The sequence below is a fragment of the Streptomyces sp. HSW2009 genome (assembly GCF_040240285.1).
Lineage (GTDB): Bacteria > Actinomycetota > Actinomycetes > Streptomycetales > Streptomycetaceae > Streptomyces.
This window is the reverse complement of the sequence record NZ_JBEHZD010001092.1, coordinates 1-856: the sequence shown is the minus strand read 5'-3', so window position 1 is coordinate 856 and position 856 is coordinate 1. Positions and strand designations below refer to the sequence as shown.

Annotated in this window: 1 protein-coding gene; it reads left to right on the top strand. The window is 74.1% G+C overall.

From position 1 onward, the window contains the following. A partial coding sequence (locus AAHZ94_RS34705) for a serine/threonine kinase C-terminal domain-containing protein (protein WP_502964879.1) occupies window positions 1-796 on the top strand: 796 nt, incomplete at its 5' end. Between the last annotated feature and the right edge of the window lie 60 nt (window positions 797-856).

The following is an 856-nucleotide window of genomic DNA, read 5'->3' as shown; positions in this document are numbered from 1 at the left end:
GGTCCCCGGCGGCGCCGCGCCCACCAGGCCCGCCGCGCCCACGGCATCCGCGTCGGGCGGCCCCCCGCGCGCCTCGATCACCGACGTGGTGCCCAAGCGCACCCTGGTGATCGTCGTGGTGGTCGTGCTGCTCGCGGTGCTCGGCACCGTCATCGCCCTCGCGCTCGACGGCGACGGCACGAAGGACGAGGGCGCCGGCGGCCGGCCCACCGCGTCGAGCGGCGCCGGCGCCCCGGCCGGCGACGACCAGGGCGAAGGCGACGCCACGCCCGTCGAAGCGCCGACCTCCACCGGCCCGTCCGGCGGCGCCAAGGACCAGCAGCCGAAGCCGAAGCAGGGGGTGCCCGAGGGGTACGAGCGGGTCACCGACGACACCTTCCGCTTCGCCATGACGCTGCCCAAGGGCTGGGAGCGGCGGCCCATCCCGGGCTACAGCGGCGGTGGCGTCTACAGCGCGACGGGCGGCTTCCCGCGCGTGCAGATCGACTTCAACACCAAGCCGCTGTCCGACGCGGCAAAGGCGTGGCGCGGCGCCGAGCCCGGCGCGTCCCGCTCGATGAACGGCTACCGCAGCCTGGGCATCCACCCGGTCGACTGGAAGGGCTACCCGACCGTCGCCGATTGGAGCTTCGAGCGCAAGCAGCAGGGCGTTCCGGTGCGCGTACTCAACCGCGGCTTCAAGGTCGACGCCCACCGCGGCTACGCCATCATGATCACCTGCGCCAAGGACGCCTGGGAACAGCCGGAGTGCACCAAGCTCCGCCAGACGGCACTGCGCACGTTCGCCCCGCGCTGAGCCCGCGCCCGGCGGGCGCGCCGGGCGGGGTTTTCGGCGGTGTCTTATAAACAACTGACG